Here is a 24992-nt window from a genome sequence, read left to right as displayed (position 1 = left end):
GCAATGATGTTCATGGGATGACCATGAAGTCACGCGCCCGTAGCTCAGCTGGATAGAGTACCTGACTACGAATCAGGTGGTCGGAGGTTCGAATCCTCCCGGGCGCGCCATCTTGCTAATGACAGAGGGTTACGACGCACTCTGTCATGCTTCGAAAGACGAAGCACGCCACAGACACATCGTTATGCGCCCGTAGCTCAGCTGGATAGAGTACCTGACTACGAATCAGGTGGTCGGAGGTTCGAATCCTCCCGGGCGCGCCAGATTCCAACACGCCCTCCCTTGTGGAGGGCGTGTTCTGTTTAATACGACAGCTTTTGTTTTCCTTGACAGCAACGAACGCACCGCCAGTCGGCGATGGGTTCGGCGGTCGTTTCGGGCGCGCCCTTGGGCGCGCCTTTTTTCTTTCTTTCAGGCCAGGGCCGCCCGGTCAGGCACGGCCTCTATGGTCTCGTCGTGGGATGCCCGTCCGGGAGCGTAGGGCTGCAGGCCAGCCAGAAACGGTGCCAGGCGGGTCTCGCGGCGCAGGGCGGCGAAGCGCTGTGCCGCTTCGGTATCCCTGGCTCGCATCTGGTTCAGCCATTGCTTGAGCAGCGAGACGATGACCTTGTCGGGCAGGTGCGCCTGCTGGCGGCGCGCATAGGTCGTCAACACGCTGGCGCGACGTGACCAGGGCGTCTCGGGCAGGCGCTCTCCGGTACGTTGCCAGTGGCGGATACGGCGGGCCAGGTCGGGGTCGGCCAGCATGCCGCGCCCCAGCATCACATCCTCGCAGCCGGACAGGCTGCGTGCCTTCCAATATTCTTCCAGGGTCCAGATATCGCCATTGGCAATGACCGGTATCGAGAGCCGGTGTCGGATGCGAGCGATCCATTCCCAGTGGGCCGGCGGTCGGTAGCCCTCGTTGCGTGTACGGGCATGCACGACCAGGTGATGGGCACCCCCGGCCTCGGCGGCCTGGGCGCAGGCCAGCGCCAGGCGGCGGTCGGCAAAACCCAGGCGAACCTTGGCGGTGACCGGTACGGTGCCGGCAGCCGCATCGGCAACCGCGGCCACGGCGCGATAGACGCGCTCAGGATCGCGCAACAACGAGGCGCCGCCGTCATGGCGATTGACCGTCTTGGCCGGGCAGCCAAAGTTGAGATCGAGCCCAATGGCACCGAGGCGGATGGCCTGGCTGGCATTGGCGGCGAGCGCCTGCGGATCGGAGCCGAGCAACTGCAGGTGTACCGGAATGCCGCTGGGCGTGGCAACGACCGGCTCACGCAATTCTGGGCAGTGCTTGTAGAACACGCGCGGAGGTAGCCGGGCATCGACCACGCGCACGAATTCGGTCACGGTCCAGTCGAGGCCTTCGTGACAGGTCAGCAGGTCGCGAGTGATCGCGTCAATGGCCCCTTCCATGGGGGCCAGGCCGATTCGGCCAGGATGTAGTAAATTAACCACGTGACAACCCAACCATGGTGTGATTGCAAACGCCGTGAATTCAGGCAGGTTATTGTAGCAATCGCAAGACGTTCGGTGAGACAGGGTGACCGATTGCTGACAGACAGGAGGGGCGGGGCATGAGTGACGCGCAACTGATACAGGAAGGGCTGAGCCTGATGGCCTTCGGCATGGGCTTCGTGTTCGTATTCCTGACGTTGCTGGTGTTTGCCACCAGCGGCATGTCCCGCCTGGTGATGCGTTTCGCGCCAGCACCGGTGAAGGAGGCGCCGTCTCGCCAGGCACCGCCTCCTGCACGGGCGGACGACGACGTGTTGGCAGCGATCAGTGTGGCGGTGCATCGCTACCGCAAGCGCCACCGGCGCTGAGTCAGGTCAAGGATTCACGCTCGGACGAGGCGGTGCATCCTCGCCGAGCCACTTCTCAAGGGATACAAGGACTAAAAGCCATGACCGAGAACCGACGTGCGCTGGGCATTACCGACGTGGTGCTGCGCGATGCCCACCAATCGCTGTTCGCCACGCGCCTGCGCCTGGACGACATGCTGCCTATCGCCGAGAAGCTCGACCGGGTCGGCTTCTGGTCGGTGGAGTCCTGGGGAGGCGCGACCTTCGATGCCTGCATCCGTTACCTGGGCGAGGACCCCTGGGCCCGCATCCGGGCGCTCAAGGAGGCGATGCCCAACACACGCCAGCAGATGCTGCTGCGAGGCCAGAACCTGCTCGGCTATCGTCATTACGCCGATGACGTGGTGGACAAGTTCGTCGAGCGTGCGCGCGCCAATGGCGTCGATGTGTTCCGCGTCTTCGATGCCATGAACGACCCGCGCAACCTCGAGCGGGCGCTGCAGGCGGTGATCAAGCAGGAAGGTCATGCCCAGGGCACCATTTCCTACACCGTCAGCCCGGTGCACACGCTCGAAGGCTGGGTCGAGCTGGCCCGGCGCATCGAGGCGATGGGCGCGCACTCCATCGCCATCAAGGACATGGCCGGCCTGCTCACACCGTACACCGCTTACGAGTTGGTGTCGCGCCTCAAGCAGCAGTTGTCGATTCCCGTGCACATGCAGTGCCATGCCACCACCGGCCTGTCCACGGCGACCATCCTCAAGGCCGTGGAGGCGGGCATCGATAACGTCGACACTGCCATCTCCTCGATGTCGATGACCTACGGTCACAGCCCCACCGAGTCGGTGGTGGCGATCATGAAGGAGACCGAGCGCGATACCGGGCTCGACCTGGCGCTGCTCGAGGACATCGCTGCTTACTTCCGCGAGGTGCGCAAGAAGTACGCGGCCTTCGAAGGCTCGCTCAAGGGCATCGACTCGCGCATCCTGCTCGCCCAGGTGCCGGGCGGCATGCTCACCAACATGGAAAACCAGCTCAAGGAGCAGGGGGCCGGCGACAAGCTCGACGACGTGCTCAACGAGATTCCCAAGGTGCGCGAGGATCTGGGGTACATCCCGCTGGTCACCCCGACATCGCAGATCGTGGGCACCCAGGCGGTCATGAACGTGATGATGGGCGAGCGCTACAAGTCGATCTCCAAGGAGGTCCAGGCACTGCTCAAGGGCGAATACGGTGCCGCCCCGGCGCCCTTCAACAAGGACCTCCAGCAGCGTGTGCTGGAGGGGGGCGAGCCGATTACCGTGCGCCCGGCGGACAACCTGTCTCCTGAACTGGAGCGCCTGCAGGACGAGTTGCGCGGCAAGGCGCGCGACGAAGGCATCCGCCTGGAAGCGGGCGAACGCGAGATCGATGACGTGCTCACCTATGCCCTGTTTCCGCAGATCGGGCTCAAGTTCCTCAAGAACCGTGACAATCCCGAGGCCTTCGAGCCGGCGCCCCAGGCGCCCGACACGCAGGCCGCCGCGCAGCCATCGGCTCGCTCGACCGCCCCGGCCGAGCCGGCGCATGGGCTGGAAACCTACACCGTCACCGTCAACGGCAAGGCGTACGTGGTCGAAGTGGTGGAAGGCGGCGACATCAGCCAGGTCCAGGCCAGCGGCGAGTCCGCCAGCCAGACCTCGGCGGTCTCCCGCGACGAGGGCTCGGCACCGTCGTCTGGCGAGACGGTGACCGCGCCGCTGGCCGGCAACATCTTCAAGGTCAACGTCACGCCGGGTGACAGCGTCGCCGAAGGCGATGTGGTGATCATCCTCGAGGCCATGAAGATGGAAACCGAAGTGCGTGCCAGTGCCGCCGGCACGGTGTCCGAGGTCAAGGTCAAGGAAGGCGACAGTGTATCCGTGGGCGATACGCTGATCGTGCTTTGAGGACGCCGCTACATGGATAAACTGCTGACACTCTGGTACGGCTCGGGGCTCTACAACCTCAGTATCGGCCAGGCGGTGATGATCGTCGTCGGTCTGTTGCTGCTGTTCCTGGCCATCAACAAGAAGTTCGAACCGCTGCTGCTGGTGCCGATCGGCTTCGGTGGCATTCTCGCCAACATTCCCGAAGCCGGGCTGGCGCTCTCGGCCGCCGAACAGGCCGCCCACCTGGGGCGCCCCGCCGTGCTCGAACAGCTCGCGGCCGCGCTCGAGATGGGGCTTGATGCCACGGCGGGCCTCGAGGCCTGGCGTCACCAGATCGGTGAAGTACTGCATGGCGACACCTCGCCGGCACTGATCCGCGCCGCCAACGACGTGGCCATGGATGCCGGGTTTACCCATGGCATGCTGTACAACTTCTACAGTGTGGCCATCGCCTCGGGCATCGCGCCGCTGGTGATCTTCATGGGCGTCGGGGCGATGACCGATTTCGGTCCGCTGCTGGCCAATCCGCGTACCCTGTTCCTGGGTGCCGCCGCGCAGTTCGGCATCTTTGCCACCCTGCTCGGGGCGGTGGGCTTCACGGCCCTGGGCTGGATGGACTTCACGCTGTCCCAGGCGGCGGCCATCGGCATCATCGGCGGTGCCGACGGGCCGACCTCGATCTATGTCTCCAGCCTGCTGGCACCGGAGCTGCTCGGGGCGATCGCGGTGGCGTCGTACTCCTACATGGCGCTGGTGCCGTTGATCCAGCCACCGATCATGCGTGCCCTGACCAACGACGATGAGCGGCGTATCGTCATGAAGCAGCTGCGCCCGGTCTCCAAGGTCGAGAAGATCTGCTTTCCGCTGGTGCTGCTGATCCTGGTCGTGCTGTTCCTGCCCGATGCCGCGCCGCTGCTGGGGATGTTCTGCTTCGGCAACCTGATGCGCGAATGCGGCGTGGTCGAGCGGCTGTCCGACACCGCCCAGAATGCGCTGATCAACATCGTGACCATCTTCCTCGGCCTGTCGGTGGGCTCCAAGCTGATGGCGGATCGTTTCCTGGCCATCGAGACGCTGGGCATCCTCGGCCTGGGTATCGTCGCCTTCGGCATCGGGACGGCCTGTGGCGTGCTGATGGCCAAGCTGATGAACCGCGTGAGCAAGATGCCGATCAATCCGCTGATCGGCTCGGCCGGGGTCTCGGCCGTGCCCATGGCGGCACGTGTCTCCAACAAGATCGGCCTGGAATACCACCCGCACAACTTCCTGCTGATGCATGCCATGGGGCCGAACGTGGCGGGGGTCATCGGCTCGGCCGTGGCGGCCGGCGTCATGATCAAGTACCTGGGATGACGAGTGATGGCCGTGGCAGGGCGTGCCTTGCAGGGTATCAGCCGAGGCGGGCGATATTGCCCTTGAGCCGGGCTTCGAGCGGGGTGAGGTCGACCGGCTCGTCGCTTGGCCAGCCGACGGTGAGGGTGACGCCGCTGCCGTCGTAATCGGCGGCGTCGACGGGGATGGCCTGGCCGGCGAGCCAGTGGCGGGCTTCTGCCTCGCCGGCGAAGTCGAGGTGCAGCCTGACCGGGCGACGCTCGGTGTATTCGGTCAGCGGCAAGGTCTCGAGGGCTTTCTGCACGGCCTGGGAATAGGCGCGTACCAATCCGCCGGTACCCAGCTTGGTGCCGCCGAAATAGCGCGTCACCACACAGCCGATCTGGCCGATGGCCGCGCCGTCGAGCACCTGAAACATTGGCCGGCCGGCAGTGCCGCCGGGCTCGCCGTCATCGGAGAAGCCGATGGCGGTCTGCTCGCCGGGCGGGCCGGCCACGAAGGCGCTGCAATGGTGACTGGCATCCGGATAGGTCGACCTGGCTCGTTCCAGCAGAGTCTCGAAATGCGCCGTCTCCGGCGCATGGCACACCCAGGCGATGAAACGGCTGCGCTCGATCTCGATGTCGGCGACGTGAAGCTCGCCTTCCTCAAGGCGCGGGATGGGATAGGACATCAGGCGGCAACGCTGGGTTGGCGCATGACGCCCATCACCAGCCCCAGCACCTGAACGTCGTCGTTCTTCAGGTAGATCGGCTCCATGGTGTCGTTGGCCGGTTGCAGGCGCACGCCCGACTTGTCGATGTAGAGCTTCTTCAGCGTGACTTCCTGATTGTTGATCATTACCACGGCTGTCTCGCCGTTCTCGGCCGACTCGTAGCGTTCGATGATGATCACGTCGCCATCATGGATATTGCAGTCGATCATCGAGTTGCCACGCACCCGCAGGGCGTAGGTGTTGCGCCGCACCATGCGCGAGGGAATCCTGACGCTGCTTTCGTCTGGACAGGCCTCGATCGGCAGGCCGGCGGTGACCAGGCCCAGCAAGGGAATCTCGACGAGATCCGTGGCGTCGATCTCTTCCCAGGCGCCATCGATCAGCGGCAGGTTGGGCAGACGATGCAGGTAGTGCGGAGTCGTTTGCGGCATGACCTTCTCCCCTTGGGAACCGCGCCGGGTGGGTCGGAAGTAGCGGTGTCCTGTGCGGGCCTGCTGCCACCACGAGCATCGATCCTTGAAGCGATTCCTGACGATGAAGCCAGCATCATAGCAAGCGTGACGGGTCGGGCAAATGTGACTCAGGTCGAGGGTGGGGCATGCGTTCAACGTCTGCGACCGGCTGACGCAGTAACGTGGCTGGTCGCTCATGGGCTTTGCGTGTAAAGTGCCGAGCGAATCGTGAAATGGTGGGAGTAGCGTGTGACATTCCGCCTCGAAGGGCGCGGCCTGGGCTGCGAGCGCGACGACCGCTGGCTGTTCGCGAATCTCGACCTGACAGTGGGGCCGGGTGAAATGCTGCGTGTCGAGGGGCCCAATGGCAGTGGCAAGACGACCCTGCTCAAGATCTTGTCCGGGCAGCTCACCGAACACGACGGTGAACTGCGCTGGGGCGGGCAACCGATGCGGCGCAGCCGGACGACCTTTCTCGCCAATCTGCTTTATCTGGGCCATGCGCCCGGCGTCAAGGCGGCCTTGAGTCCGTTGGAGAACCTTGCCTGGTATCAGGCCCTGAACGGCGAGCGGGGCAGTGAGTCGGCACGCATGACGGCACTGGACGAGATTGGGCTGTGCGGCTTCGAGGACGTGCCCGTGGGCCAGTTGTCCGCTGGGCAACAACGCCGGGTGGCGCTGGCGCGCATGCTGCTTTCGCCGCGCCCGCTGTGGGTGCTCGACGAACCCTTTACCGCCATCGACCGGCAGGGCGTGGCCGCACTCGAGACGCGACTGCAGGCCCATGTCGTTCGGGGTGGCAGCGTGATCCTCACCACGCATCACGAGTTGGCGCCCATGGCGGCATTGCGTCGTGTGGCGCTGGGCGTATCCTGAATGGCCGAGTCGGCGGAAGAGAGCATGCAAGTCGTTGAACCCAGGACCGGTCTGGCAGTCGCAGTAAGAGCGACGATCAAGCGCGACCTGACGCTGATGCTGCGTCGACGCGGCGAGGTGATCAATCCCCTGGTGTTCTTTGCCCTGGTCATCACGCTGTTTCCTCTGGGCATCTCGCCCGATACGGCACTTCTGGCCGAGATCGCGCCGGGGCTATTGTGGGTGGCCGCGCTGTTGGCTACGCAGTTGTCACTCGACGTCCTGTTCCGCAGCGATTTCGACGACGGTAGTCTGGAGCAGTTGCTGCTCGCTCCCCAGCCGCTGCCGGCGCTGGTACTGTCCAAGGTGCTGGTGCACTGGCTGTTGACCGGTTTGCCGCTTGCGGTGATGGCGCCGTTGCTGGGCATCATGCTGGCGTTGCCGGTCGAGAGCTATGCCGTGCTGGCCCTGTCGCTGGCGCTGGGCAGCGCATCGCTGAGCCTGATCGGGGCCATCGGTGCAGCATTGACGGTGGGGCTGGCGCGGGGCGGCGTATTGCTGTCGCTGCTGGTCCTGCCGCTGTACATCCCGATTCTCATCTTCGGGGCCGGCGCAGTGCAGGCGGCGGTGCTGGGGGCCAGCGCCGCACCGCATCTGGCGCTGCTCGGGGCCTTGCTGGCAATGGCCCTGATGCTGGCGCCCTGGGCCATTGCCGCTGCGTTGCGGATCAGTATCAACGGTTGAGGTAACGGCATGTGGGCCTTCATACACAAGCTGGGGTCACCCAAGTGGTTCTATGCCATCAGTGCACGTCTGACGCCCTGGTTCTGGGCCGCCGCGGCAGTGCTGCTGGTGGTGGGCTCGGTCTGGGGGCTGGCATTCGCGCCGTCCGACTACCAGCAGGGCAATAGTTTCCGGATCATCTACGTCCATGTACCGGCGGCGATCCTCGCCCAGTCATGCTTCGCTGCGCTGGCTGTTGCTGGCGGCATCTATCTGATCTGGAAGATCAAGCTCGCCGACATGGCGGCCGCAGTGATTGCCCCGTTCGGTGCGGCCATGACCTTCGTGGCGCTGTTTTCAGGCGCGGTGTGGGGCGTGCCGACCTGGGGAACATGGTGGGTGTGGGACGCCCGACTGACTTCGATGCTGATCCAGCTGTTTCTCTACTTCGGCGTCATCGCCCTGCGCGGCGCCTTTGCCAGCCGCGACAGCGGTGCCAAGGCGGCCTCGGTGCTGGCCTTGGTCGGGGTCGTCAACATCCCGATCATCAAGTATTCGGTGGAATGGTGGAATACGCTGCACCAACCGGCGACCTTCACCCTGACCGAACGCCCGGCAATGCCGGCCGACATGTGGCTGCCGCTGCTGGTCATGGTGCTGGGTTTCTATTGCTTCTTCATCGCCCTGACACTGACTCGCACGCGTAGCGAGATACTGCGTCGGGAATCGGCCAAGCGCTGGGTGCGCGACCTGGCCGATGGCCATGCCGGAGGACGCCGTTGATGGCTTTCGAGTCGCTGACTGCCTTGCTTGCCATGGGCGGGCATGCCCCGTACGTGTGGTCCGCCTGGGGGGTGGCCGCGGCCCTGCTGATCGTCAGCGTGGCACATGCCCGTGCCGAACGACGCCAGCTGATCCGTGAACTGCAGCGGCGCAATCGCAGGGAGCGCAACCTGAGCGAAAGAGAGACCGATGAACGCTAAACGCAAGCAAAGACTCTACCTGATCCTCGGCCTGGTGGTCCTGGCGGCGATCGCCGTGGGGCTGACCTTGTATTCGTTGAGCAGCAACATCAACCTCTTCTTCAGCCCGGCGCAGATCGCCAGCGGTGAGGCCCCGCAGGATCGCCAGATCCGTGCTGGCGGCATGGTCAAGGCCGGCAGCGTGCATCGCGACAGTGAAAGCCTCGACGTGTCTTTCGTGGTGACCGATTACGAGAGTGATCTGGAAGTGCGCTACAGCGGGATCCTGCCCGACCTGTTCCGCGAGGGGCAGGGGGTGGTGGTGGTCGGCGAACTGAATGGCAGCGGGCTGTTGCGGGCCGATCAGGTGCTTGCCAAGCACGACGAGAATTACATGCCACCCGAGGTGGCCGAGGCCCTGAAGGGCAAGATGCCCACCGGGACCATCGACGAGTAGGCAGAGGCGACTCCATGCTGGACAAGATCATTCCTGAAATCGGCCACTTTGCGTTGATTCTGGCACTGCTCATGGCGACGCTGCAGGCCACGGTGCCGCTGGCCGGCGCAGCGACACGGCGTCCGCTGTGGATGGCCTTCGCGCGTCCCATGGCCAGCGGCCAGTTCCTGTTCCTGCTGTTGGCCTACCTGTGCCTGACCGCCAGCTTCATGATCGACGATTTCAGCGTGGCCTACGTTGCCAATAATTCCAACTCGATGTTGCCGTGGTACTACAAATTCAGTGCCGTGTGGGGCAGCCACGAAGGCTCGGTGCTGTTGTGGAGCCTGCTGATGGGCGGCTGGGGCTTTGCCGTCAGTCGCTTCTCGGCGCAGTTGCCCCGGGACATGCTGGCTCGGGTGCTGGGCGTGATGGGCTGGGTCAGTGTCGGCTTCATCCTGTTCATTCTGATCACTTCGAATCCCTTCGAGCGCCTGCTGCCCGATGTTCCCCAGGACGGCGCCGATCTCAACCCGCTGTTGCAGGACTTCGGTCTGATCATTCACCCGCCGATGCTCTACATGGGCTACGTCGGCTTCTCGGTAGTGTTCGCCTTCGCCATTGCCGCGCTGCTCGGTGGGCGCCTGGATGCCGCCTGGACACGCTGGGCGCGTCCCTGGACCAATATCGCCTGGGCCTTCCTGACCGTAGGCATTGCGCTAGGTAGCTGGTGGGCCTATTACGAGTTGGGTTGGGGCGGTTGGTGGTTCTGGGATCCCGTCGAGAATGCCTCGCTGTTGCCCTGGCTGGCCGGTACCGCGCTGATGCATTCCTTGGCGGTGACCGAAAAGCGCGGCAGCTTCAAGAGCTGGACGGTGCTGCTGGCCATCATCACCTTCTCGCTGTCCCTGCTTGGCACCTTCCTGGTGCGCTCCGGCGTATTGACCTCGGTGCATGCCTTTGCCAACGACCCGGCACGCGGCACCTTCATCCTGGTGCTGCTGGGCCTGACCGTGGGGCTGTCGCTGCTGATATTCGCCCTGCGGGCGCCACGGGTCAGTCACATTGTCGGTTTCAGTTGGCTGTCTCGCGATGCACTGCTGCTGGCCAACAATATTCTGCTGGTCATCATGACCGTGACCGTGCTGCTGGGCACCGTCTATCCGCTGCTGCTCGATGCGCTGGGCATGGGCAAGATCAGTGTCGGACCGCCGTATTTCAACACGCTGTTCGTACCGCTTACCGTACTGCTGTGCATCGTCATGGGGCTCGGACCGGTAGCGCGCTGGAAGCGCATGCCCGGGCGCGAGCTGTTCCGACGCCTGGTCTGGGCCGGCCTGGGCGCACTGGTGCTGGCCGCCGTGCTGCCGCTGCTCTACACCGGCGAGTGGAACCTGTGGGTATCGTTGGGCCTGGCCACGGCATTGTGGCTGGTGCTCTCACTGATGCGCGATTTGACCGACAAACTGCGCAACGCCTCGTCCCCGGGCGCAGGTCTGCGACGTCTGACCCCGGCCTACTGGGGCATGTGGCTCGGCCACCTGGGGCTGGCGGTGACCATCGTCGGTGTCACCGTCGTGTCGCATTACAACGTGGAGCGCAACGTGCGCATGGCCCCGGGCGACAGCGTCGAGGTCGCAGGTTACACCTTTACCATGCAGGAACTGCGCGAGCGACGCGGGCCCAACTTCATCGCCGATACTGCCACTATCGCGGTCAGCCAGGCGGGGGAGCATGCTTTCACCATGCACCCAGAGAAACGCCTGTACCTTGCCCGGGGCATGCCGATGACCGACGTCGCGCTGCGCCCTGGCCTGCTGCGTGACCTGTACGTGGCCATGGGTGAAGACCTCGGCGATGGCGCCTGGGCACTGCGTATCCAGTACAAGCCGTTCGTGCGCTGGTTGTGGCTCGGTGGGCTGCTGATGGCCCTGGGCGGGATCGTGGCCGTCGTCGATCGCCGTTACCGCCGGGTGCGCGAAACTGCCGCGCAGGCGCGGTTCGAGGAGGCGCAAGCATGAAGCGTCGGCTGTTGCTGCTGATTCCCCTGGCGATCTTCGCCATCCTGGCCGTGTTTCTCTACCAAGGGCTATCGCTGAATCCCAGCGCCCGCGACTCGGCATTGCTGGCCCGGGAGTTTCCCGCCTTCCAGCTGAGCACGCTGGAAGACCCCGACGCCACGGTGGATGAGTCGCTGTTGACCGGCCAGGTCACGCTGGTCAACGTCTGGGGCGAATGGTGCCCGACCTGCAAGCAGGAGATGCCTCAGTTGCTGGAACTGGCCGAGCGTGGCGTACGTCTGGTGGGCGTCGACTACAAGGATACGCGGGCCAAGGGCCAGGCCTTCCTCGAGGAATTCGGCAACCCCTTCGAGGTCAATGTCTTCGATCCCGAAGGCAGCCTGGGCTTTGATCTCGGCGTCTACGGCGCACCGGAAACCTTCCTCGTCGATGCCGAGGGCATCATTCGTTACCACCACACCGGGTACATCACGCCCGAGGATGTCGAACGCACCATTTTGCCGGAGGTGAAGAAATGGCGCAGCGAATGATATGGGCGCGATTGGCCAAGGTTGCCCTGCTGGCGCTATCCCTGCTCGTCGCTGGAGCGGTGACGGCGGCCATCGAGGTTCGCCAGTTCGATGATCCGGTCCTTCAGCAGCGCTACGATTCCTTGGCCGCCTCGCTGCGCTGTCCCAAGTGTGCCAACCAGGCCATTGGCGACTCCGACTCGCCGATTGCCGGTGACATGCGCGAGCGTGTCGCCCTGCTGCTCGAGGAAGGCCGTTCCGATCGCGAGATCCAGGATTACATGATCGACCGCTTCGGCGAGTATGTACTCTACAATCCGCGCCTGACCGATCGTACCTGGCTGCTGTGGGGGCTGCCGGCCGCGCTGGTGGTGCTCGGGGCAGTCGTCATTGCCCTGATCGTACGAGCGCGGCGCAACGCCTCGAACCGCGCGCTGAGTGCCGAGGAGCGCCAGCGGCTGGAGGCACTGATCAATCGAGAGAGGACACGATGAACCTGCTGTGGATCGCGCTGGGGCTGCTGCTGCTGCCAGCCCTGTGGCTGGTCGTGCTGCCGCTGCGGCGTGCTGCCGAAGTACATGATGCCCAGCAGGCCTATGAGACCGAACAGCGTGACGAGGCGCAGAACGTGGCGGTCTATCGGCGTCGCCTGGCGTCGCTGGAAGCCGCACGCGAGCGCGGCGAGATCGATGCAACGCGCTTCGAGGAGAGCCGCCTGGAACTTGATCGTAGCCTGCTCGAGGATACCGAAGCCCGCCGTCACTCGCCCCTCAAGTCGCCGCGGGCGGGACGCATTCTGGTGCCGATGCTGTTGGTGGCCCTGGTGGTGACCAGTCTCGTCTGGTATCAGCGGGAGGGCGCCGAAGGCGATCTGGCGCTGTTCGCCGCGCGCCAGGAGGTCGCCAATTCGCCCGATGGTTCGCTGCCGATGCTGATCGAGCGCTTCGAAGAGCAGGCCGAACGCCAGCCCGGCAATCCCAAGGTCTGGCTGTCATTGTTTCCGCTCTATCGCGACAGTGGTCAGTTCGAGAAAGCCATTGCCGCCCTCGAGCAACTGATCGAGCTGGAAGGTCGCCAGGTCAACCTGCTGGCACAACTGGCGCAGATGGAGTTCTTCGTTGCCAATCGCACCTTGACCGACGACGTCCAGATGCTGGTCGATGAGGTGCTGGAACAGGACCCGCGTCAGCCCACGGTACTCAGTATGCTGGGGCTCGAGGCCTTCGATCATGGCCGCTACGAGGAGGCCATCGACTACTGGCGCAGAGCCATCGCCGGCATGAACAATCCCGACTCTGCCGAGGCCCTGCGCAATGGCATTGCCGCCGCCCAGCAGCGCCTGGGAATCGAGCCCGAAGAGGCAGGATCTGGCAACGAAGGACCATCGCTGAATGTCAGTGTCAGCCTGGCCGAGCGTCTGCGCTCCCAGGTCAGTGAGGGCGACACGGTATTCGTGGTGGCACGTGACGTGAAGGGGGAATTGCCGCCTCTGGCCATCGAGCGTGCCACAGTCTCCGACCTGCCGTTCGAGGTGACCCTCGATGACAGCGATGCCATGGCACCCATGGCATCGCTGTCCAAGGTCGACGAGGTCAACCTGACCGTGCGTATCTCGTCCTCGGGTCAGGCCATGCCGCAGCCCGGCGACTTGGTCGGCCGGGCCGGACCGGTGACGCTGGGCGACGTCCAGGGCCCGGTGAACGTCGTCATCGACGGTATCGTGGACTGAGCGCATGCGTCTCAAGTCGATCCGCCTGGCCGGTTTCAAGTCCTTCGTCGATCCCGTGACGGTGCCGTTCGACGGCAACATGACGGCGATCGTCGGCCCCAACGGCTGCGGCAAGTCCAACGTCATCGATGCGGTGCGCTGGGTGATGGGCGAGTCATCCGCCAAGACTCTGCGTGGCGAGTCGATGACCGATGTCATCTTCAATGGCTCCACCGGACGCAAGCCGGTGGGGCAGGCCAGCATCGAGCTATTGTTCGACAACCGCGACGGCAGCATGGGCGGGCCGTATGCCCAGTACGCCGAGATTGCCGTCAAGCGCACCGTGACTCGCGACGCCCAGTCGAGCTACTTCTTCAACGGCCAGAAATGTCGACGGCGCGATATCGCCGACCTGTTCATGGGCACCGGCCTGGGCCCGCGCTCTTACGCCATCATCGGTCAGGGCATGATTTCGCGATTGATCGAGGCGCGCCCCGAGGAGCTGCGCTCGACGCTCGAAGAGGCGGCGGGTATTTCCAAGTACAAGGAGCGCCGCCGCGAGACCGAAAATCGCATGCGCCGCACCCAGGAGAACCTCGAGCGTCTCGACGACATCCGCGAGGAGCTCGACAAGCAGCTCGAGCGTCTCAAGCGCCAGGCCGAGGCCGCGCGCCGCTACCAGACGCTCAAGCAGGAAGAGCACCGCCTCAAGGGCGAACTGGCGCTGCTGCGCGGACGTGCCCTGCGTGCCCAGCAGACCGAGCAGGAGTCCCGGGTGCGTGAACTCGAGACCCAGGTCGAGCGCGAGATCCTCGGCAGCCGCCAGTGCGAGAGCCGCCTCGAGGAGTCGCGCCTGGAGCATGACCGCATCGCCGAGCAGCTCGAGGGACACCAGGCCCGCTTCTACGAGACCGGGGCGGCCATTGCCCGCCTGGAACAGCGTCTCGAGCACGCCCGCAGCCAGGAACAGCAACTGGCACGCGATCTGGAATCGGCCCGTCGCGAGTTGGCCGAGCTCGATCGTCTTGGCGAGACGGACGACCAGCGTCTGGCCGATCTCGACGAACGCCTCGAGACCGTGCAGCCCGAACAGGAAGAGATCGCCGAATCGCTGGCCGAGCTAGAGGCTGCCCTGGAGGAGGCCGAGCAGGCGTATCAGGACGCCCAGCAACACTGGGAACAGTTCAGCGAAGCGGACCGCCAGGCCAGCCATGAAGCCGAGCGCAGCCAGGATCGAGTGCGGCATCTCGAGCGCAGCCTCGAATCGCTGGCCGCCGATATCCAGCGGCGTCGCCAGCAGCGTGGCGAGTTGCCCGATCAGCAGGAACTCCGCGAGCGACGCGAGGAAGTCGGCGAGCAATTGGCCGAGATCGACCTGCAGCTCGAGTCGCTGGAAACACGTCGGGAGACGCAGCAGTCCGGGCGCGAGCAGGCCCGCGAGGCGATCCGTCGGCTCGAGGCCGACCGCGAGCAGGAGCGTCAGCACCGCAGCCGGCTGCAAGGAGAGCTGTCCTCGTTGGAGGCTCTCATCCAGGCCAGTCTCGGCGACAGCGAAAGCGATGTCGAGGCGCTGCTCGAGCGACATGGCCTGGCCCCGGCACCGCGCCTGGCCGAGCGAATCCGCGTGGCCCAGGGCTGGGAGGATGCCGCGGCCTGGGTGCTGGCACCCTGGCTCAATGCCCGCCTGCTGTCGGTAACGGCGCGTGAGGCGTTGACCGAGCGCCTGGAGCGCGGCGAACTGGCGACGCTTGCAGCGGATGCCGTAAGCCATGCTCCGGCCGATACCCTGGCCGCCAAGGTCAGTGGGGCAGGTAGCGCCTCGGCGTGGCTTGCCGCCATTCATTGTGCCGACAGTCATGAGGCCGCCTGGCAGTTGAGCGAGCGGCTCGGGCCGGGTGAGAGCGTACTGACTGTCGATGGCCTGTGGCTGGGGCAGGGGTGGGCGCGTCGTCGTGGGCAGGGCGACAATGCCGACAGCGTGCTGCTCCAGCAGCGTCGTCGTGACGAGGTCGTTGCCGAGCTGGAAGGCGTGGATCGGCAACTGACAGAGCAGGAAAATCAGCTGGCCGAGGCCCAGGCACGGGATGCCGAAAGCGAGCGGTCACTCGAGCAGTGTCGGGTCGAGGAGCGCGAGTTATCCCAGCGTCGTCAGCAGATCGCGCTGCAGGAAGCCAACCTGGTATCGCGCCTGGAGCACGCCGATTCTCGTGCCCGCGATCTCGATGAGGAAATCGTGGGTCTCGAGGAGAATCGCGAGGAACGGGCATTGGAACTCGAGGAGGCGCGCGAACGCTGGCAGGCGGCTATGGCGTCCCTTGAACACAGCAGCCAGCAGCGCGAGGATGTTGGCAGGCGTCGCCGCGAGACGCAGGATGCGCTATCCGGCTTTCGGGCTCGCCAGCGCCCGTTGCAGGAACGTGCCCAGCAGCTCGCGCTCGAATCCCAGCGCCTGACTACCGAGCGGGCTGGCCTGGTGCAGCAGCGCGAGCGCAGTGCCGAAACCCGCGCCCGCCTGGAGGACAAGTGCGCCGAACTCGAGCAGCAGCGCGAGGAACTGCGCGAGCCCGGTGAAGAAAGTCGCGAACAGCTCGACGAGCTGCTCGACCGCCGTGCCCGTGAAGAGACCTCGCTCAATGCCTGTCGTGACGAGGCCCAGCAACTGGCGGAAGTGCTGCGTGATACCGAGATTACCCGGCAGCAGCATGAGCGCAACCTGGAGGGCATTCGCAGTCGGCTCGAGGAGGGGCGCATGCAGGTCCAGGCGCTCAAGCTCAAGGCCGATGCCCAGGACGAGACCCTGGCTGAACTCGGGCTGGTCGCCTCGGAGCTCGAAGCCTCGCTGGATGCCAATGCCACCGAATCGGCCTGGCAGACACGCCTGGAAGAGATTGGCGAAAAGGTTCGCCGGCTCGGGGCCATCAACCTGGCGGCAATCGAAGAATATGACCAGCAGGCGGAACGCCGGGACTATCTTGAGGGTCAACATGCAGAATTGACCGAGGCGCTCGAGACCCTGGAGCGGGCCATTCGCAAGATCGATCAGGAAACGCGGACACGCTTCAAGCAGACTTTCGATCAGGTCAACGAAGGCATTTCGCAGCTTTTCCCCAAGGTCTTCGGAGGCGGCACGGCCTGGTTGACCCTGACCGGGGACGATCTGCTGGAAACGGGAGTGGCCATCATGGCGCGCCCCCCGGGCAAGAAGAACAGCACGATTCATTTGCTGTCGGGGGGAGAAAAGGCATTGACGGCGTTGTCTCTGGTCTTTGCGATTTTCCAACTCAACCCGGCGCCGTTCTGTATGCTCGACGAAGTCGATGCGCCACTGGACGATGCCAACGTGGGACGTTACGCAAAGCTGGTCAAGGACATGTCGGAGTCGGTACAGTTCATCTATATCACGCACAACAAGATCGCCATGGAAGCGGCAGATCGTCTGATGGGAGTGACCATGCAGGAACCCGGTGTGTCCCGCCTGGTCGCAGTGGGCGTCGAAGAAGCGGCGGAACTCGCCGAGGCATGATTGTCATCAGTCTTTTAGAAAAACGTTAACGACAGCTTTTACTGAAAAAGAAACAGGGAATGCAGGGTAATTGTACTGGGGCTGAGGTAAAAACTTGACATTCAAAAAAAGTAGCCCTTTTTTTGATAATCGCGCTATGCTAGTCATGAATAAATATGGCATGGCGCCTTAGCAAACAGGCAAGACGACCCATGGAACTACGAGAATGGTTGATAATTCTGGGGCTGGTCCTGGTCACGATCATCGTCGTTGACGGTGTACGTCGCCTCCAGCGTCAGCGCAAAGTCCCCCGCCTGGATCAGGTCGAGCGTGGCGAGGGCGATGACGCGGCGGTTGACCCTGAAGAGGCCGCCCGTCAGGAAGAAATCAACTGGGAATTGCCCAATGGAGGGGCGCGGGTCGTCAGACCGGCAACACAGCCAACTGTCGCACCGAAGCCCAAGCTTCAGCGGCAGGAGCATCCCGGGCCATCGAAGGTATTTTCGCGCATGGCCAAGGAGCAGGATGCCACTGCATCCCGGCAAACCTCCACGGCGACGAAACCAGCCGCTGCGAAGCCGGTGGGCACAGCGCCGCACCAGCGTGACGATCGGCATGACAAGGGCGAGAGCATCGCAGCATCCCGACATGATGCCGAGCGACCAGTGTCCGCCGAGTCTCGCGAGACGCGTCAGTACACCCCGGCAGACGAGACATCGACAGGGCGTTTCAACCGTGCCGGTATGGCGGCTGCGTTGCGTTCCGGCAGCCAACGTGCCATGAGCAGGATGTCGTCCGCTTTCCAGCGTCACGATGACGAGGAACATCCGCCTCATCGCGAGCCGTCGCTGGGCCAGGTCGGCGAGCCGGAACCGGCCGGGGCCGAGGAAGCCGTAGACGAACCCAGGGTTCGCGCCGCGCGAGACGATGCGCCGGCTTTCGAGCCCCCGTTCGAGCCGGTGGGGCACGATCAGGACATGGCCGCCGAGCATGCCGAGGTGAACTACGAGGCTGAACCCGAGATGCCGCACGACGATGTCGTGACACCGCATCCGGTCGTCGAGAAAGCGCGTCGTCACAACGTCAGTGCGCAGCGTGCCCGTGAAACGCTGTCCAATTCCGACGAGATCATCGTGATCAGCGTGATGGCGCGCAATGAGGAAGGCTTCTCGGGCACCGACCTGCTCAATCTGGTACTGGCCTGCGGGCTGCGTTACAGCGAGATGGGTATCTTCCTGCGTTACGAGACGGAAGACGCCGAAAGTGAACTGCAGTTCGCCATGGTCGATGTGATCAAACCCGGCACCTTCGACCTGGAGGCAATGGACGACTTCTCCACGCCCGGCGTGACCTTCCTGATGCCGCTCCCCGGCGCACAGGACTCTGCCGCCGCCTTCGAGGCGATGGTCGAGACGGCCATGGTGCTGGTTCGCAACCTGGGCGGCGAGCTCAAGGACGAGAACCGCAGCGTGATGACGGCACAGACCGTTGAGTTCGCCCGCCAGCGGGTGCAGGAATTCGAACGCCGCAATCGCCTGCATCGCTACCAGGCCAACTAAGCCTTACCTGTTTGCTAAGCTGCAGCGGGGCCCTTCGGGGCCCCGTTTTTCGTCACCACTTTGGCGCCAGCCAGCCACCCCTTACAATAGCGTTTTACGATGCTTCGAGACTCTTCATGAGCCAGATCGATCCCCACCTTGTCGATGAAGTGGCGCGACTGCGCAGGGAACTCGACGATGCCAATTACCGCTATTACATCCTCGACGATCCGCAGCTGACCGACATCGACTACGATAAGCGCCTGCGCCGCTTGCAGGCGCTGGAAGCCGATCACCCAGAGTTGATCACATCGGACTCGCCTACCCAGCGCATCGGCGCCTCGCCTGCCGAAGGCTTTCCCGAGGTGCGTCATGCCGTGCCCATGCTGTCCTTGGACAATGCCTTCGATGAGAGTGAGATCGCCGCCTTCGTCAAGCGACTCAACGAGCGACTCGAGCGTAGTGTCGATGACCTGGCGTTCTGCTGCGAGCCCAAGCTGGATGGTCTGGCGGTGTCGCTGGTCTACGAGCAGGGGCGATTGGTCAGCGGAGCGACTCGGGGCGACGGACGTACCGGTGAAGGCATTACCGCCAACCTGAAGACGTTGAATACCATTCCGCTCAGGCTGCGTGGTGACTCGGTTCCAGCACTGATCGAGGTGCGCGGTGAGGTCTACATGAGTCACTCGGGCTTCGAGGCACTCAACGAGGCGGCCCGCCAGGACGGGCGCAAGGTGTTCGCCAATCCGCGTAATGCCGCCGCCGGTAGCCTGCGTCAGCTCGATCCGCGCATCACCGCCCAGCGTCCACTGGAATTCTGTGCCTATCAGGTCGCGCGCATCGATGACACGCTGGTCGCCGACAGTCACTCGGCGCAGATGGCCGGGCTGCGCGAGCTGGGCTTTCGTACCAATCCCGAACTGGCCGTCGTGCAGGGCACTGCGGCGCTGCTCGACTACTGCCGGCATCTCGGCGAAAAGCGTGAATACCTCGATTACGACATTGATGGGGCCGTGATCAAGGTCGACGATCTGCGCCTGCAGCGAGAACTTGGTTTCGTGGCCCGGGCGCCGCGCTGGGCCGTGGCCTTCAAGTTTCCGGCCCAGGAGCAGACCACGCGGCTCAACGATGTCGAGTTCCAGGTCGGACGTACCGGCGCGATCACGCCGGTGGCCCGCCTCGATCCGGTCAACGTGGCCGGAGCCATGGTGTCCAACGCCACACTGCACAACCAGGACGAGATTGCCCGTCTCGGCGTGATGATCGGCGATTGCGTGGTGATTCGCCGTGCCGGGGATGTCATCCCTCAGGTGGTGCGTGTGCTCGAGGCGCAGCGACCGGCGGATGCCCGGCCCATTGAATTCCCCACCCATTGCCCGGTGTGCGGTTCCGAGGTCGAGCGCACCGAGGGCGAAGCCGTGGTGCGCTGCCCGGCGGGGCTGTTCTGCGCTGCCCAGCGCAAGGAAGCGATCAAGCATTTCGCCAGTCGTCGCGCGCTGGATATCGACGGCCTTGGTATCAAGCTGATCGATCAGCTGGTTGATCGCGAATGGGTCAAGACGCCGGCCGACCTGTTCCACCTCCAGGCCGAATCGCTGATCGAACTGCCGCGCTTCGGCAGGAAATCGGCAGATAACCTGATCGCCGCGCTGGAAAAGGCCAGGCACACCACGTTGCCGCGCTTCATCTATGCGCTGGGCATCCGTGAGGTCGGCGAGGCGACCGCTGCCAACCTGGCGCGCCACTTCGGCACGCTGCAGGCGCTGATGGATGCCGACCAGGCGGTGCTCGAGTCGGTCGAGGACGTCGGTCCGGTCGTCGCGGCGCACATCCATGCCTTCTTCGAGGAAGGTCACAACCGGGACACGGTCGCTCAACTGATCGAGGCCGGCGTCGTCTGGGATGAAGCGGAAGTGATCGCTCGCCCCCAGCCGCTGGTGGGCCAGACCTGGGTGCTCACCGGCACGCTGGAGAACATGACCCGCGATGAAGGCAAGGCGCGCCTGCAGGCGTTGGGAGCCAAGGTGTCGGGAAGCGTGTCGAAGAAGACCGCAGCGGTAGTGGCCGGGCCGGGCGCCGGCAGCAAGTTGGCCAAGGCCCAGGAACTGGGCGTCGACGTGCTCGATGAGGATACCTTCCTGGCCCGTCTGGCCGAATGGGAAAGTGAGTGATCACCTGCCGCTCGCCAGTCGACGAGCGGTGAATGAATCGATCGGGAGGACAATGCGATGAGTGGACGCTTCGTCGAGGTGCCCTACCGGATGCTGCCCGGTGAGACGTTGGATGCACTGCTCGAAACCTTCGTCACCCGTCAGGGCTATGACACTACCGATACCGGCGAGGGCATGCGTGGTTGGGTGGCAGGGCTCAAGCGTCAACTGGAGCGGGGCGAGCTGATCATCGCTCACGACCTGCAGACCGAGACCACCGAGGTCATGACCTTGGCGCAGTGGCACTCATTCGGACGCCAGGTTGCGGACGACGAGGAAGGCTGAGACGTGCCGGCAACGACAACGGCGCCCCGGGTGGGGCGCCGTTATCCTGGCTTCGCTTGTCAGTCAGCATTCAGACGAAGAACAGCGGCACGACCACGCTCGAGATCAGCAGGATCAGTGCCCCGCCCAGCCGCGAGGAAATCTGCGCGAAGGGCATCAGTGACATGCGACGGGCCGCGGAAAGTACTGCCACGTCTCCGGTGCCGCCCATGTTGGCCATGCACAGCCCGGCGGTGATGGCCGACTCGATGGGGTAGAAGCCGACCAGCTTGCCGACCAGCCCGGCACCAAAGGCTGCCCCGGCGACCACCGCGAACACGATCAGCACGTAGGTCACGGAAATGGCGTCGATGACCTGGCCAAGGTCGGTGTAGGCAATGCCGATGCCGAACAGCAGGGCAAACGTCCAGTTGCGTGCCACGAACTGGAACCACTGCGCGGCGGACTCGTTGATGGATTCCGGCACCACGTTGGCGACCTTGAGTGCCGCGACCAGGATGATCATCAGGGCGTAGGGATGCAGCGGGATGAAGGCGCCCAGGATCTGGCCGGCGGTGAAGAAGGCCAGCGCCGCGATCACGCCAACGCCCAGCTTGCCGATGTCTGGGGTGCGCTGTTGCTCCTCGACTTCCACGCCCGGCATCATCTGGCCGTTACCGGACAGCCCGGGAAAGCGGTTGGCCAGGCCATTGAGCAGGCCGGCGATGATGATCGCGAATACGTTGCCCAGCGCCAGGGCCGGTACCAGAATCGAGATGTAGTAGCTGGCCGGCTGTCCCAGCAGTTCCTGGTAGATCTGGCTCATGGGGACGGCACCGGCGCCCATGCCGCCACCCAGGATCGGCATGGCGATGACCACGACGGCATCCTGGACAGAGAAGCTCAGCGCGGCGCCGACGATGACCGCGAACAGCGCAGAGAAAAGCACGGCGCAGAGCAGCGGCAGCGCGTAGCGCGAGCCGACCTTGACCAGCACACCAGAATCCATGCCCAGGATACTGCCGGTAATCAGGGCAGCGATATAGAAATTGAGAAAGCCGCCACCCTTCATGAAACTGGTGACGTTATCCACCACCGGCGTTGGCAGCCACTCCAGATAGACCATGGCGGCAGCGCCGAAGATGGCCAGGATCGCCCCGCCACCCAGGTAGGACTTGACGATCGGCAGGCGGTCGCCGATGAAACCGAGCAACTCGCCAAGCAGCATCATGACCAGCAGGGCACCGATCATGCCGGAGGGCAGGGTGTCTGTGGCTATCGCTGCGACCATCACCGCCAGGGCAATGGCGAACATGGGCAGGCTCATGCCGAAGATGCGCTGCGAGAAAAGCGAGCTGCCGAGTGTGGCTCGCGAACTGGCTGTATCCGTCATGCTGTAGCTCATCGACGGTCTCCCTCGAACGTGTCAGTCGCGTGCCGCCAGGCACGCAATGACGGTGATCGAAACTGTCCGGCCTGGCTGGCGTGAATGACCGGGCAGACGTGATGCCGCCGAGGATAAGCCCTGCGCGTGCGCGGCCAAGGTTGGCAAAGTTATTAAAGCGTTTCGTAACTATTGAAAGTGGCAGGAGGCTTGACGGCATAGCGTCGCGATGTTGGGAATGCAACCAAGGTCGAATGTGTGGCCTGTCTGCCGCTTGCCTGTCATTGTCGTGGAGAGTGAATCCATGAACTTCCTTCGGTTGCGCCTGAGTCGCCTGATTTTCCTGTTAGTGGCGGTCATGGCGATACTGTCGTTGGGCCTGGCGCTGTGGCTGTTCAATGCCCAGCTGCGCGATACCCTGGAGCAGGCCCAGGCCTCGCGTGTCACCGACCTGGCGCAGACGGTGGCCGGCAAGGCCAGCGTGCGCCAAGCCCTGAGCGGCACGCGGCCCACGGCATCGGCGCCGCGTGTCGCCAGTCCGCTCCAGGCCGAGATCGATGCGCTGCGCAAGCGGCTCGGCATCGACTTCATCGTGGTCATGGACCGCAAGGCAATTCGCCTGACGCATCCCGACCCCGAGCGGATCGGGCGCCACTTTCGCGGCGAGGACGAGGGCGCGGCCCTGGCCGGGGAGTCGTACGCGTCGCGATCTGTGGGTACGCTGGGCACCAGTATCCGAGGCTTCGCCCCGGTGCGTGACGCGGACGGTGAAGTGATCGGTGCCGTCGCCGTGGGTGTGACCCTGGCCTCGCTGGGGCCGCTGCTGGCCGAGAACCGCCGTGACGTCATGCTCGGCGTGGCGCTGCTGATGATCGTCGGTGCCCTGGGAGCAAGCTGGCTGGCACGCTACATCAAGCGTGTGCTGCTGGGGCTGGAGCCCTACCAGATCACGCGGCTGGTCGAGGAGCGTCAGGCCATGCTCGCCTCGATTCACGAGGGCATCCTGGCGGTGGATCGCGAGGCGCGCATTACACTGGTCAATCCAGCGGCACGACAGATGCTGGTCGATGCCGGGCTGAAGCCGCCTGCCATAGGCATGCGTGTGGCCGATTACCTGCCGGGCAGCGGCCTGCCCGAGGTGCTCGCCAGCGGCCATGAACGCCTCGATCACGAATTGAGCCTCAACGGCCACAGCGTGCTCGCCAACCGTCTGCCGATCCGCCATCAGGACACGGTGATCGGGGCCATCGCCACTTTCCGTGACAAGAGCGAGGTCAATGCGCTGGCCGAGCAACTCACCGGGGTGAGCCGCTATGCCGAGGCGCTGCGCGCCGCGACCCACGAGTTCAAGAACAAGCTGCACGTCATGCTCGGCCTGGCCCAGATGGGTGATCTGAACGCGCTGCGCAGCTACCTGCGCGACCTGGCCGATCATCACGTGGCGCCATCTACCATGCTGGTACAAGGGATCGACGACCCGGTGCTGGCGGGCTTCCTGCTCGGCAAGCAGAGCGAGGCCCGCGAACGCGACGTGAGCCTGCAGGTCGAGGTCGAAAGCCCGATTCCCGCCCCTCGCGAGCCGGCGCTGGTGCATACCCTGGTCACGGTGCTCGGCAACCTGCTGGAAAACGCCTTCGATGCCGTGGAGAATCGGCACGAGTGCCGCGTGACGCTGACGCTGGGCTACGACGAGTCCCTGCTATCGGTGCATGTTCAGGATACCGGGCCCGGCATCGACGATGCGGTGCGTGGACGGCTGTTCGAGCCCGGTGTGTCGACCAAGGGAAAACGGCGTGGCCTGGGGCTGGCGGCTGTCAGGACCCAGGTCGATAATCTGGGCGGTAGCCTGGCAGTCTATTCCGAGGCGGGACGCGGTACGCTCTTCGAGGTCGAGCTGCCCTATCCGCTAGCCGAGTGACCGCCAGCCGAGTGAATCCATCCAACGAGGGTTGTCATGCGTGTGCTGATCGTCGAGGACGACCCCATGGTCATGCGCCTCAACGTCGACTACCTCAATCGCCTGGACGACATGCAACTGGTCGCCCAGTGCGACAGCGTGCCGAGTGCCATCGAGGTGCTCGACCAGGAGGGCGTCGATCTGGTGCTGCTCGATGTCTACCTGCGCAATCGCAGTGGGCTGGAAGTGATCCGCCATCTCCAGCGCACCGGGCGCGATGCCGACGTGGTGCTGATTACCGCGGCGACGGAGACCGCGACGGTACGTACCGCCCGTCGCCTTGGTGTCAGCGACTATCTGGTCAAGCCATTCACCTTCGAGCGCTTTCGTGATGCGGTGGAAGCGTGCCGTCAGGCGCGCACTACCCTCGAGGGGCTGGCCGAGCAGGTCGCACAACAGGATATCGACCGCCTGTTCCAGCCGGTATCCACGCCCGAGCCGCGCCGCCCCGGCGATCTGCCCAAGGGGCTGACCGCGACCTCGCTGGCCCAGGTCGCCCAGGCTATTCTGGCGCTGCCGGACGGCAATTTCAGTACCGAGACGTTGATCCCGGTTACCGGCATGTCGCGGGTCTCGGTGCGCAAGTATCTCAAGTATCTGGCGGAAACCGGCGTGCTGGCCGAGTCCTTCCATTACGGCCAGGTGGGCCGTCCCTCGTTTACCTACCGTTGTCGCGACCGCACTGCACTGGAGCGGCTATTGGCGCCCACGCACTGAGACT

Annotated in this window: 22 protein-coding genes and 2 tRNA genes; 20 read left to right on the top strand and 4 right to left on the bottom strand. The window is 64.4% G+C overall.

The annotated features are described in order from the left end of the window. Nucleotides 1-33: 33 nt before the first annotated feature. Nucleotides 34-110: transfer RNA gene (locus BM194_RS07160), tRNA-Arg, on the top strand. Between the two features lie 76 nt (nt 111-186). After that, nucleotides 187-263 (top strand) — tRNA-Arg (locus BM194_RS07155). 148 nt (nt 264-411) lie between these two features. Here BM194_RS07155 and BM194_RS07150 read toward each other — a convergent pair. Continuing rightward, complete coding sequence (locus BM194_RS07150) at nt 412-1404, bottom strand: tRNA-dihydrouridine synthase (protein WP_244890912.1); 993 nt, start codon at nt 1402-1404, stop codon at nt 412-414. Nucleotides 1405-1565: 161 nt separating this feature from the next. On the opposite strand from BM194_RS07150, the gene BM194_RS07145 reads away from it, so the two are divergent. The 3 genes from BM194_RS07145 to BM194_RS07135 all read left to right on the top strand — a co-directional run bounded on the left by BM194_RS07145 (nt 1566) and on the right by BM194_RS07135 (nt 5056). Further along, nucleotides 1566-1814 (top strand): OadG family protein, encoded by a 249-nt coding sequence (locus tag BM194_RS07145; protein WP_092845204.1) that lies wholly within the window; start codon nt 1566-1568, stop codon nt 1812-1814. 80 nt (nt 1815-1894) lie between these two features. After that, nucleotides 1895-3721 carry a sodium-extruding oxaloacetate decarboxylase subunit alpha gene (oadA, locus tag BM194_RS07140; RefSeq protein WP_092845202.1) on the top strand — a complete coding sequence of 609 codons (1827 nt, stop codon included), beginning with the start codon at nt 1895-1897 and terminating at the stop codon, nt 3719-3721. Nucleotides 3722-3733: 12 nt separating this feature from the next. Further along, nucleotides 3734-5056 carry a sodium ion-translocating decarboxylase subunit beta gene (locus tag BM194_RS07135; protein WP_092845200.1) on the top strand — a complete coding sequence of 441 codons (1323 nt, stop codon included), beginning with the start codon at nt 3734-3736 and terminating at the stop codon, nt 5054-5056. A gap of 37 nt (nt 5057-5093) precedes the next feature. On the opposite strand, the gene BM194_RS07130 is transcribed toward BM194_RS07135, so the two are convergent. After that, on the bottom strand, nt 5094-5708 hold the full coding sequence (locus tag BM194_RS07130; protein WP_092845198.1) for an IMPACT family protein: 615 nt from the start codon (nt 5706-5708) through the stop codon (nt 5094-5096). Next, the gene (locus BM194_RS07125) at nt 5708-6181 is read right to left on the bottom strand and encodes a LexA family protein (RefSeq protein WP_092845196.1); all 474 of its coding nucleotides are present in this window, start codon (nt 6179-6181) and stop codon (nt 5708-5710) included. The genes BM194_RS07130 and BM194_RS07125 overlap by 1 nt, the downstream gene beginning before the upstream one ends. Before the next feature lie 270 nt (nt 6182-6451). Between BM194_RS07125 and ccmA the strand changes: the two genes are divergently transcribed. The 13 genes from ccmA (at nt 6452) to BM194_RS07060 (ending at nt 20951) form a co-directional block, all read left to right on the top strand. After that, nucleotides 6452-7078, top strand: coding sequence for a cytochrome c biogenesis heme-transporting ATPase CcmA (gene ccmA / locus BM194_RS07120; protein WP_092845194.1), 627 nt, complete (start codon nt 6452-6454; stop codon nt 7076-7078). Nucleotides 7079-7102: 24 nt separating this feature from the next. After that, nucleotides 7103-7801 carry a heme exporter protein CcmB gene (ccmB, locus tag BM194_RS07115; RefSeq protein WP_243836133.1) on the top strand — a complete coding sequence of 233 codons (699 nt, stop codon included), beginning with the start codon at nt 7103-7105 and terminating at the stop codon, nt 7799-7801. A gap of 9 nt (nt 7802-7810) precedes the next feature. After that, complete coding sequence (locus BM194_RS07110) at nt 7811-8563, top strand: heme ABC transporter permease (protein WP_092845190.1); 753 nt, start codon at nt 7811-7813, stop codon at nt 8561-8563. Beyond that, nucleotides 8563-8763 carry a heme exporter protein CcmD gene (ccmD, locus tag BM194_RS07105; protein WP_092845188.1) on the top strand — a complete coding sequence of 67 codons (201 nt, stop codon included), beginning with the start codon at nt 8563-8565 and terminating at the stop codon, nt 8761-8763. Before BM194_RS07110 ends, ccmD begins: the two co-directional genes overlap by 1 nt. Further along, on the top strand, nt 8753-9199 hold the full coding sequence (gene ccmE / locus BM194_RS07100) for a cytochrome c maturation protein CcmE (RefSeq protein WP_092845186.1): 447 nt from the start codon (nt 8753-8755) through the stop codon (nt 9197-9199). Before ccmD ends, ccmE begins: the two co-directional genes overlap by 11 nt. 14 nt (nt 9200-9213) lie before the next feature. Then, entirely contained in the window at nt 9214-11199 is a 1986-nt protein-coding gene (locus BM194_RS07095; RefSeq protein WP_092845184.1) for a heme lyase CcmF/NrfE family subunit, read from the top strand. Next, the gene (locus BM194_RS07090) at nt 11196-11729 is read left to right on the top strand and encodes a DsbE family thiol:disulfide interchange protein (RefSeq protein ID WP_092845182.1); all 534 of its coding nucleotides are present in this window, start codon (nt 11196-11198) and stop codon (nt 11727-11729) included. The genes BM194_RS07095 and BM194_RS07090 overlap by 4 nt, the downstream gene beginning before the upstream one ends. Continuing rightward, the gene (locus tag BM194_RS07085) at nt 11714-12202 is read left to right on the top strand and encodes a cytochrome c-type biogenesis protein (RefSeq protein WP_244890900.1); all 489 of its coding nucleotides are present in this window, start codon (nt 11714-11716) and stop codon (nt 12200-12202) included. The genes BM194_RS07090 and BM194_RS07085 overlap by 16 nt, the downstream gene beginning before the upstream one ends. Then, entirely contained in the window at nt 12199-13437 is a 1239-nt protein-coding gene (gene ccmI / locus BM194_RS07080; protein WP_092845180.1) for a c-type cytochrome biogenesis protein CcmI, read from the top strand. Before BM194_RS07085 ends, ccmI begins: the two co-directional genes overlap by 4 nt. Nucleotides 13438-13441: 4 nt before the next feature. Continuing rightward, nucleotides 13442-16939, top strand: coding sequence for a chromosome segregation protein SMC (smc, locus tag BM194_RS07075; protein WP_092845178.1), 3498 nt, complete (start codon nt 13442-13444; stop codon nt 16937-16939). 191 nt (nt 16940-17130) lie between these two features. Then, complete coding sequence (gene zipA, locus BM194_RS07070) at nt 17131-18477, top strand: cell division protein ZipA (protein ID WP_092845176.1); 1347 nt, start codon at nt 17131-17133, stop codon at nt 18475-18477. A 116-nt stretch (nt 18478-18593) separates the two neighbouring features. Then, nucleotides 18594-20627: an NAD-dependent DNA ligase LigA gene (gene ligA, locus BM194_RS07065; protein WP_092845174.1), complete on the top strand. Its 2034-nt coding sequence runs from the start codon at nt 18594-18596 to the stop codon at nt 20625-20627. Between the two features lie 57 nt (nt 20628-20684). After that, on the top strand, nt 20685-20951 hold the full coding sequence (locus tag BM194_RS07060; RefSeq protein ID WP_092845172.1) for a YheU family protein: 267 nt from the start codon (nt 20685-20687) through the stop codon (nt 20949-20951). Nucleotides 20952-21021: 70 nt separating this feature from the next. Here the strand turns inward: BM194_RS07060 and BM194_RS07055 are convergent, their stop codons facing one another. Continuing rightward, entirely contained in the window at nt 21022-22335 is a 1314-nt protein-coding gene (locus BM194_RS07055) for a 2-hydroxycarboxylate transporter family protein (protein WP_092845170.1), read from the bottom strand. Between the two features lie 283 nt (nt 22336-22618). Between BM194_RS07055 and dcuS the strand changes: the two genes are divergently transcribed. Next, nucleotides 22619-24232 carry a DcuS/MalK family sensor histidine kinase gene (gene dcuS, locus BM194_RS07050; RefSeq protein WP_092845168.1) on the top strand — a complete coding sequence of 538 codons (1614 nt, stop codon included), beginning with the start codon at nt 22619-22621 and terminating at the stop codon, nt 24230-24232. Between the two features lie 36 nt (nt 24233-24268). Further along, on the top strand, nt 24269-24988 hold the full coding sequence (locus tag BM194_RS07045) for a response regulator (RefSeq protein WP_092845166.1): 720 nt from the start codon (nt 24269-24271) through the stop codon (nt 24986-24988). Nucleotides 24989-24992: the final 4 nt, after the last annotated feature.

Source organism: Modicisalibacter xianhensis, assembly GCF_900113605.1.
Taxonomy (GTDB): Bacteria; Pseudomonadota; Gammaproteobacteria; order Pseudomonadales; family Halomonadaceae; genus Modicisalibacter; species Modicisalibacter xianhensis.
The sequence above is the reverse complement of the archived record's forward strand: the minus strand, read 5'-3'. Positions and strand labels throughout refer to the sequence as shown.

What these genes read in the sequence shown, in the direction of transcription:
- BM194_RS07150 (WP_244890912.1), bottom strand. Translation starts at nt 1,404, where the DNA reads ATGGAAGGGGCCATTGACGCGATCACTCGCGACCTGCTGACCTGTCAC.
- BM194_RS07145 (WP_092845204.1), top strand. Translation starts at nt 1,566, where the DNA reads ATGAGTGACGCGCAACTGATACAGGAAGGGCTGAGCCTGATGGCCTTC.
- oadA (WP_092845202.1), top strand. Translation starts at nt 1,895, where the DNA reads ATGACCGAGAACCGACGTGCGCTGGGCATTACCGACGTGGTGCTGCGC.
- BM194_RS07135 (WP_092845200.1), top strand. Translation starts at nt 3,734, where the DNA reads ATGGATAAACTGCTGACACTCTGGTACGGCTCGGGGCTCTACAACCTC.
- BM194_RS07130 (WP_092845198.1), bottom strand. Translation starts at nt 5,708, where the DNA reads ATGTCCTATCCCATCCCGCGCCTTGAGGAAGGCGAGCTTCACGTCGCC.
- BM194_RS07125 (WP_092845196.1), bottom strand. Translation starts at nt 6,181, where the DNA reads ATGCCGCAAACGACTCCGCACTACCTGCATCGTCTGCCCAACCTGCCG.
- ccmB (WP_243836133.1), top strand. Translation starts at nt 7,103, where the DNA reads ATGCAAGTCGTTGAACCCAGGACCGGTCTGGCAGTCGCAGTAAGAGCG.
- BM194_RS07110 (WP_092845190.1), top strand. Translation starts at nt 7,811, where the DNA reads ATGTGGGCCTTCATACACAAGCTGGGGTCACCCAAGTGGTTCTATGCC.
- ccmD (WP_092845188.1), top strand. Translation starts at nt 8,563, where the DNA reads ATGGCTTTCGAGTCGCTGACTGCCTTGCTTGCCATGGGCGGGCATGCC.
- ccmE (WP_092845186.1), top strand. Translation starts at nt 8,753, where the DNA reads ATGAACGCTAAACGCAAGCAAAGACTCTACCTGATCCTCGGCCTGGTG.
- BM194_RS07095 (WP_092845184.1), top strand. Translation starts at nt 9,214, where the DNA reads ATGCTGGACAAGATCATTCCTGAAATCGGCCACTTTGCGTTGATTCTG.
- BM194_RS07090 (WP_092845182.1), top strand. Translation starts at nt 11,196, where the DNA reads ATGAAGCGTCGGCTGTTGCTGCTGATTCCCCTGGCGATCTTCGCCATC.
- BM194_RS07085 (WP_244890900.1), top strand. Translation starts at nt 11,714, where the DNA reads ATGGCGCAGCGAATGATATGGGCGCGATTGGCCAAGGTTGCCCTGCTG.
- ccmI (WP_092845180.1), top strand. Translation starts at nt 12,199, where the DNA reads ATGAACCTGCTGTGGATCGCGCTGGGGCTGCTGCTGCTGCCAGCCCTG.
- smc (WP_092845178.1), top strand. Translation starts at nt 13,442, where the DNA reads ATGCGTCTCAAGTCGATCCGCCTGGCCGGTTTCAAGTCCTTCGTCGAT.
- zipA (WP_092845176.1), top strand. Translation starts at nt 17,131, where the DNA reads ATGGAACTACGAGAATGGTTGATAATTCTGGGGCTGGTCCTGGTCACG.
- ligA (WP_092845174.1), top strand. Translation starts at nt 18,594, where the DNA reads ATGAGCCAGATCGATCCCCACCTTGTCGATGAAGTGGCGCGACTGCGC.
- BM194_RS07060 (WP_092845172.1), top strand. Translation starts at nt 20,685, where the DNA reads ATGAGTGGACGCTTCGTCGAGGTGCCCTACCGGATGCTGCCCGGTGAG.
- BM194_RS07055 (WP_092845170.1), bottom strand. Translation starts at nt 22,335, where the DNA reads ATGAGCTACAGCATGACGGATACAGCCAGTTCGCGAGCCACACTCGGC.
- dcuS (WP_092845168.1), top strand. Translation starts at nt 22,619, where the DNA reads ATGAACTTCCTTCGGTTGCGCCTGAGTCGCCTGATTTTCCTGTTAGTG.
- BM194_RS07045 (WP_092845166.1), top strand. Translation starts at nt 24,269, where the DNA reads ATGCGTGTGCTGATCGTCGAGGACGACCCCATGGTCATGCGCCTCAAC.